Genomic DNA, 6157 nt, shown 5'->3' on the forward strand with positions numbered 1-6157 from the left:
TCAGCCCTACCTTGATCGTTTAAGTCGACCATCACGAGGTGCGCGGCGTCGTCTCCGACCTGTCCGGCACGCCGCTGCGCCGGGCCAAGCGCTGGCTGCATGCCGGCGACGCCGCGACCCGCCAGGCGACCCTGGCCGAGCTGGTGGATGAGCTGGGGCGCGACCTGGCCGCGATCGACCCCACCGCGCCCGACCGGCTGCTCGGCATCGGCCTGGCCATGCCGGGCCCGTTCGGCGTGCCGTCGCCGACGGTCGCCGGTCGGGCCGCCGCCTGGATCGAGGCGGCGGGCGACTATGTCGCCGACCTGATGGACCGCACCGGCCTGGTGGTGTCGCTGGAGAACGACGCCCGCATGGCCGCGATCGGCGAGCGCATGGCCGGCGCCGCGCGCGGGCTGGAGAACTTCGTCCAACTCTTCATCGGCCAGGGGCTCGGCGCCGCGATCGTGATCGAGGGCGAGGTGATCCGCGGCGCCGCCCGCAATGCCGGCGAGATCGGCACGCTGCCCGCCGGGATGTTCGGCGGGCCGGCGCCCGCCGACATGCCGGACGCCACGCTGGAGGAGCTGGTCTCGCTCCACGCCGTCGCCCGCCATCTCGGCCTGGACCCGGACATCGCCGACCTGCACGACCGGCTGGAGGGCATCCGCAAGCGCGACGAGCCGGCGCTGACGGAATGGATCGGGATGGCGGCCGTCCGGCTACGGGCCGCGGTGCATCTGGTGGAGACGCTGTTCGATCCGGAGGCGATCGTGCTGGGCGGCCAGTTCTCCGAGCCGCTGCTGGCCCGGCTGGGCGCGGCGATGGAGCCGCTGCTGCCGTCCCTGGCCGACCGGCAGGGCCGGACGCAGCCGCGCATCATCATCGGCACCGCCGGGCCCTGGGCCGTGGCCATCGGCGCCGCGACCGAGCCGATCGCCCGAACCTGGGCGCCCCGGTTCCAGGCGCTGCTGAATCGGGTGGTCTAGTCCACTTTGTGTTGACAAGCGGTTTCGGCTGGGACCACGATTAATTCGAAATGAATTAAGAAAACCATTTGTTCACATACATCGGGGGGCACCATGCAGTTCTGGAAAGCCACCGTTCTCGCGACCCTCGCCCTTGGCGCGCCAGCCGGCAGCGCTCTCGCCGAGACCGTGCTCACCCTCCATCTCGAGGAGCAGAGCGCCTGGGTCCGCAACTTCAACCCGTTCAATCTCGGCTCGCGCCGCGCCAGCACCATCGACCTGATCTACGAGCCGCTGGTGATCTTCAACCCGATGGAGGGCGGCAAGCCGTATTACCGCCTGGCCACCGGCTTCACCTTCTCCGACGACCTGAAGGCGATCACCTACACGCTCCGAGACGGGGTGAAATGGTCGGACGGCCAGCCCTTCACCGCCGACGACGTGAAATATTCGATCGACCTGGCGCGCGGCAACCCGGCGGTCGACGCCTATGGCATGGGCGACGCGGTGGAATCGGTCGACGTGGTCGACCCGCACACGGTGACGGTCCATCTGAAAGCCGTGGACTCGACCTTCCCCGAGACCTTCGGCGATGTGCCGATCGTCGCGAAGCATGTCTGGTCGGCGATCCCTGACCCGCTCGCCACCGCCAATGAGAACCCGGTCGGCACAGGCCCGATGACCGAGGTCCGGCGCTTCACCACCCAGGTCTATGAGCAATGCCGCAACCCGAACTACTGGGATGCCGCCTCGCTCAAGATCGACTGCCTGAAGTTCCCGCAGATCGCCGGCAACGACCAGACCCTGGCGATCGCACAGAGCGGCGAACTCGACTGGTTCGGCTCCTTCCTGCCGGACATCGAGAAGACCTATGTCGCCTCCGATCCGGCGCACAACCACTACTGGCAGCCGCCGGCCGAGACCGTCTCGCTGATGTTCAACCTGAAGACCGAGAACGCGGGCAACCGCGAGGCCTTCAACGACCTGGCCTTCCGCCAGGCTGTCAGCCTGGCGATGGACCGGGACTCGATGGTCAATGTCGCCGGCTACGGCTATCCGACGGCCAACGACCATGCCAGCGGCCTGCCGCCGCGCTTCGAGGTCTGGCGCAGCAAGACCGATTCGGCACAGTGGGACGCCTTCCTGCATTACGACGTCGAAAAGGCCAAGGCGCTGCTGGACAAGGCCGGCTACAAGCCCGGCGCCGACGGCATGCGCACCACCCCGTCGGGCAAGCCGATCTCGTTCAAGATCCTGGTGCCGAACGGCTGGACCGACTGGATCGACGACAGCCAGATCGCGATCGAGGGGCTGCGCGCCATCGGCATCGACGCCGGCGTCGAGACGCCGGAGCTGGAGCAGCGGACCACGGCGATGATCGGCGGCACTTTCGACGCCGGCCTCGGTTCGACGCTGGACGGGGCGACGCCGTTCAAGTTCTACAACGACACCTACAACTCGAAGAGCGGCGGCCGGGTCGAGGGCGGGTCCGCCCGCTATTCCAACCCCGATCTCGACGCGGCGCTGGCGGCGTTCCGCAGCACCACCGACAACGCCAAACAGCACGAGCTGATGGGCAAGGTGCAGGACATCGTCGCCGCCAACCTGCCGGTGATCCCGCTGTTCAACAACCCGACCTGGTACCAGTACTCGACGAAGCGCTTCACCGGCTGGGCAACGCCGGAGAACCCCTTCGCGGTGCCGGAGAACCATGACGGCGTGCACACCCGCATCCTGCACCTGCTGGCCCTGCGCCCGGTGCAGTAGCCATTCGGCGAGGGGGGAGGCCGGCGCCGCCCCCTCACCCGCAAGTCCCTTCTCCGGGGGAGGCAGGGCTCCGGCGCCGAACGGCGACGGCAGGGTGAGGGGGCGGAACGCCGCAGGTGACAGGACGACCCGTTCAGCGCAGCCTTGATCGACCGGCTGGGGAGGCCGCATGCGCGTTCCGTATCGACGCCTGCTGATCTATGCCATCGCCTTCGCGGTCGCGATCGTGATGAACTTCCTGCTGCCGCGGCTGATGCCCGGCAGCCCGGTCGAGGCGATGATCGCCCAGTTCGGCAAGCGCGCCACGCCGGCGATGATCGAGGCGATCAAGATGCGCTTCGGCCAGGGCGACGCCACGCTGCTGGAGCAGTTCTGGGACTATCTGAAGGGCATCGCCAGCTTCGACCTCGGCGTCTCGATCAAATACTACCCGCAGACGGTGCTGGAAGTGCTGGGCCGGTCGATCGGCTGGACGCTGCTGCTGGTCACCACCTCGATCGTGTTCAGCTTCGCCATCGGCAGCCTGCTGGGCACCATCGCCGCCTGGCGCCGCGGCAGCCGCTTCGACGGGGTGATGTCGCCGCTGGCCGTGGTGCTGCTGGCGCTCCCGCCGGTGGTGATCGCGGTCAGCGCCCTGTTCCTGTTCGCCGTCAGCCTGCGCTGGCTGCCGCTGGGCTATGCCTGGGACCCGGCGATGGACCCGGAACTGTCCTTCGCCTTCCTCGGCAGCGTCGCCTGGCACGCCATCCTGCCGGTCGCCACCCTGTCGCTGTTCCTGATCGGCGACTTCCAGGCGACGATGCGCAACAGCATGATCTCCGTCCTCGGCGAGGACTACGTCATGATGGCCCGGGCCAAGGGCCTGGGCGAGAGCACGGTGATGTTCAGCTACGCCGCCCGCAACGCGGTGCTGCCGAACCTGACCAGCCTGGCCCTGGCGCTGGGCAGCGTGTTCGGCGGGTCGGTCGTCACCGAGATCGTGTTCAACTATCCGGGCCTCGGCCTCACCCTGTTCCAGGCGGCGATCTCGCGCGACTATCCGGTGATCCAGGGCCAGCTGCTGATCATGACGCTGGCGACGCTGCTGGCCAATCTGGCGGTCGACATCGTCTATCTCTGGCTCGACCCCCGGCTGAGGGACCAGGCGGCATGACCGGACTTCTCCACATGCTCTGGCGCCGGAAGAAGGTGACGGTCGGCATCGCTATCGTCCTGGTCTTCGTCGTCGTCGCCCTGCTGGCCCCGGTGATCGCGCCCTACGACCCGGTGGCCCGCGTCGGCCGCCCGCATGAGGCGCCGAGCGCCGAGCACCTGCTGGGCACCACCCGGGTCGGGCGCGACGTGCTGAGCCAGGCGATCTGGGGCGCCCGCACCTCGCTCATGGTCGGCCTGGTCGGCGGCCTGGTGATCACCGTGCTGGGCACCGCGATCGGGCTGATCGGCGGCTATCGCGGCGGCAAGGTCGACGAGGTGCTGGACCTGGCCACCAACGTCGTGCTGGTGATCCCGAACCTGCCGCTCTTGATCGTGCTGGCCGCCTTCCTCGGCAATGCCGGCACCGGCGCCATCGTCGCCATCGTGGCCCTGACCTCCTGGCCCTGGGGCGCGCGGGTGACGCGGGCCCAGACGCTGACGCTGCGGCACCGCGAATTCGTGCTGGCCGCGCGCCTCGTGGGCGAGCCGACCTGGCGCGTCGTCGGGGTGGAGATCCTGCCCAACCTGGCCTCGATCATCGGCATCAACCTGGTCGGCAGCATCATCTACGCCGTGATCGCCCAGGTGACGCTGGAGTATCTGGGGTTCGGCGACCCGCTCAGCGTCTCCTGGGGCCGGATGCTGTACAACGCCCAGAACGCCTCGGCGATCACGGTCGGGGCGTGGTGGGACATCCTCACCCCTTGCGCCGCCATCGCCCTGCTGGGCCTGGGCCTGGCGCTGATCAACTTCACGCTGGACGAGGTGGCGAACCCGCAGCTGCGCTCCGGCCCCGCACTGACCCGCTGGCTGCGCTTGGTCGACCGGCGCCGGCGCGAGAGGAAGCCGGCATGAGCGAGCCACTGCTGCAGGTCCGCGACCTCGTGGTCGAATACCTGCTCGACCAGGGCTCCTTCGTGGCGGTCGACCGCGTCTCCTTCGAGATCGGACGCGGCGAGATCTTCGGCTTGGCCGGCGAATCCGGCTGCGGCAAGAGCACCATCGCCTATGCCATCACCCGGCTGCCCCGGCCGCCGGCCTGGATCCGGCAGGGCGAGATCCGCTTCGACGGCACCGACCTGATGACGCTGGACGAGCCGGCGCTGCGGCGGCTGCGCTGGCGCCGCATCGGCATGGTGTTCCAGAGCGCGATGAACTCACTGAACCCGCTGCTGCGGGTCGAGCGCCAGTTCTTCGACGTGCTGCACCGCCACACCGGCTGCAGCCGGGCCGAGGGGCGGGCCAAGGCCGAGGCGATGCTGCGGCTGGTCGGCATCGACCCGAAGCGGGTCGGCGACTATCCGCACCAGTTCTCCGGCGGCATGCGCCAGCGCCTGGTGATCGCCATCTGCCTGGCGCTGGAGCCCGACCTGATCATCATGGACGAGCCGACCACGGCGCTGGACGTCGTGGTCCAGCGCGAGATCCTGCAGCAGATCTGCGAGCTGCAGGAGCGGCTGGGCTTCTCGGTGCTGTTCATCACCCACGACCTGCACCTGATGTCGCAGTTCTGCGACCGCATCGCGGTGATGCTGCAGGGGCGGATCGTCGAGCAGGGGCCGGTCGACCAGATCACACGGGCACCAAGGCACGACTATACCCGCCGGCTGTGGGAGGCGATCCCGCGCCTGCCCTCGGCGACACTTACCGAGGCCGAGGCAGTGCGCGAAAGGATCGGGTCATGAGCGCCGAGGCCCCGCTGCTCGAGCTCGATGGCGTCGGCATGCGCTTCGGCGCCGGCGACCATGTGGTGGCGGCGCTGCGCGACGTCTCCTTCCAATTGCGGCCGGGCCAGGCGATCGCGCTGGTCGGCGAATCCGGCTGCGGCAAGACCACCTGCGCCCGGCTGATCGCCGGCCTGTACAAGCCGACCGAGGGCCGGGTGCGGTTCCGCGGCCGCGACGTGGCCGAGCAGACGGGCCGGGCCGGCGAGCTGGCCTATCGCCGCGCCGTGCAGATGATCTTCCAGGATCCCTTCGCCTCGCTGAACCCGGTGTTCAATGTCGCCCATCACCTGTCGCGGCCGACCCGGCTGCACGGCCATGCCGCCGGGGCGAAGGCGGTGGAGCGGCGGGTGGCGGAGCTGCTGCGCTGGGTCGGCCTCGACCCCGACATCACCGCGATCAAATACCCGCACCAGCTCAGCGGCGGCCAGCGCCAGCGGGTCAACATCGCCCGGGCCCTGGCGGTGGAGCCGGAGATCCTGGTGGCGGACGAGCCGACCTCGATGTTGGACGTCTCGATCCGCC

6 protein-coding genes are annotated in these 6157 nt (G+C 69.3%); all 6 read left to right on the top strand.

Annotated features, from left to right (window positions below; translation table 11 throughout):
* Positions 1-38: 38 nt before the first annotated feature.
* On the top strand, positions 39-968 hold the full coding sequence (locus ABDW35_RS30155) for an ROK family protein (protein WP_343717540.1): 930 nt from the start codon (positions 39-41) through the stop codon (positions 966-968).
* 93 nt (positions 969-1061) lie between these two features.
* A complete protein-coding gene (locus ABDW35_RS30160) occupies positions 1062-2714 on the top strand; it encodes an ABC transporter substrate-binding protein (protein WP_343717541.1) in 1653 nt (550 codons plus the stop codon).
* 169 nt (positions 2715-2883) lie between these two features.
* Entirely contained in the window at positions 2884-3867 is a 984-nt protein-coding gene (locus ABDW35_RS30165; RefSeq protein WP_343717542.1) for an ABC transporter permease, read from the top strand.
* Positions 3864-4763, top strand: a complete 900-nt coding sequence (locus ABDW35_RS30170) for an ABC transporter permease (protein WP_343717543.1) — start codon at positions 3864-3866, stop codon at positions 4761-4763. The genes ABDW35_RS30165 and ABDW35_RS30170 overlap by 4 nt, the downstream gene beginning before the upstream one ends.
* The gene (locus tag ABDW35_RS30175; RefSeq protein ID WP_343717544.1) at positions 4760-5593 is read left to right on the top strand and encodes an ABC transporter ATP-binding protein; all 834 of its coding nucleotides are present in this window, start codon (positions 4760-4762) and stop codon (positions 5591-5593) included. The genes ABDW35_RS30170 and ABDW35_RS30175 overlap by 4 nt, the downstream gene beginning before the upstream one ends.
* On the top strand, positions 5590-6157 hold a 568-nt coding region (locus ABDW35_RS30180; RefSeq protein WP_343717545.1), incomplete at its 3' end, for a dipeptide/oligopeptide/nickel ABC transporter ATP-binding protein. The genes ABDW35_RS30175 and ABDW35_RS30180, both read left to right, overlap by 4 nt.

The sequence above is a fragment of the Inquilinus sp. genome (genome assembly GCF_039594555.1).
GTDB lineage: Bacteria > Pseudomonadota > Alphaproteobacteria > DSM-16000 > Inquilinaceae > Inquilinus.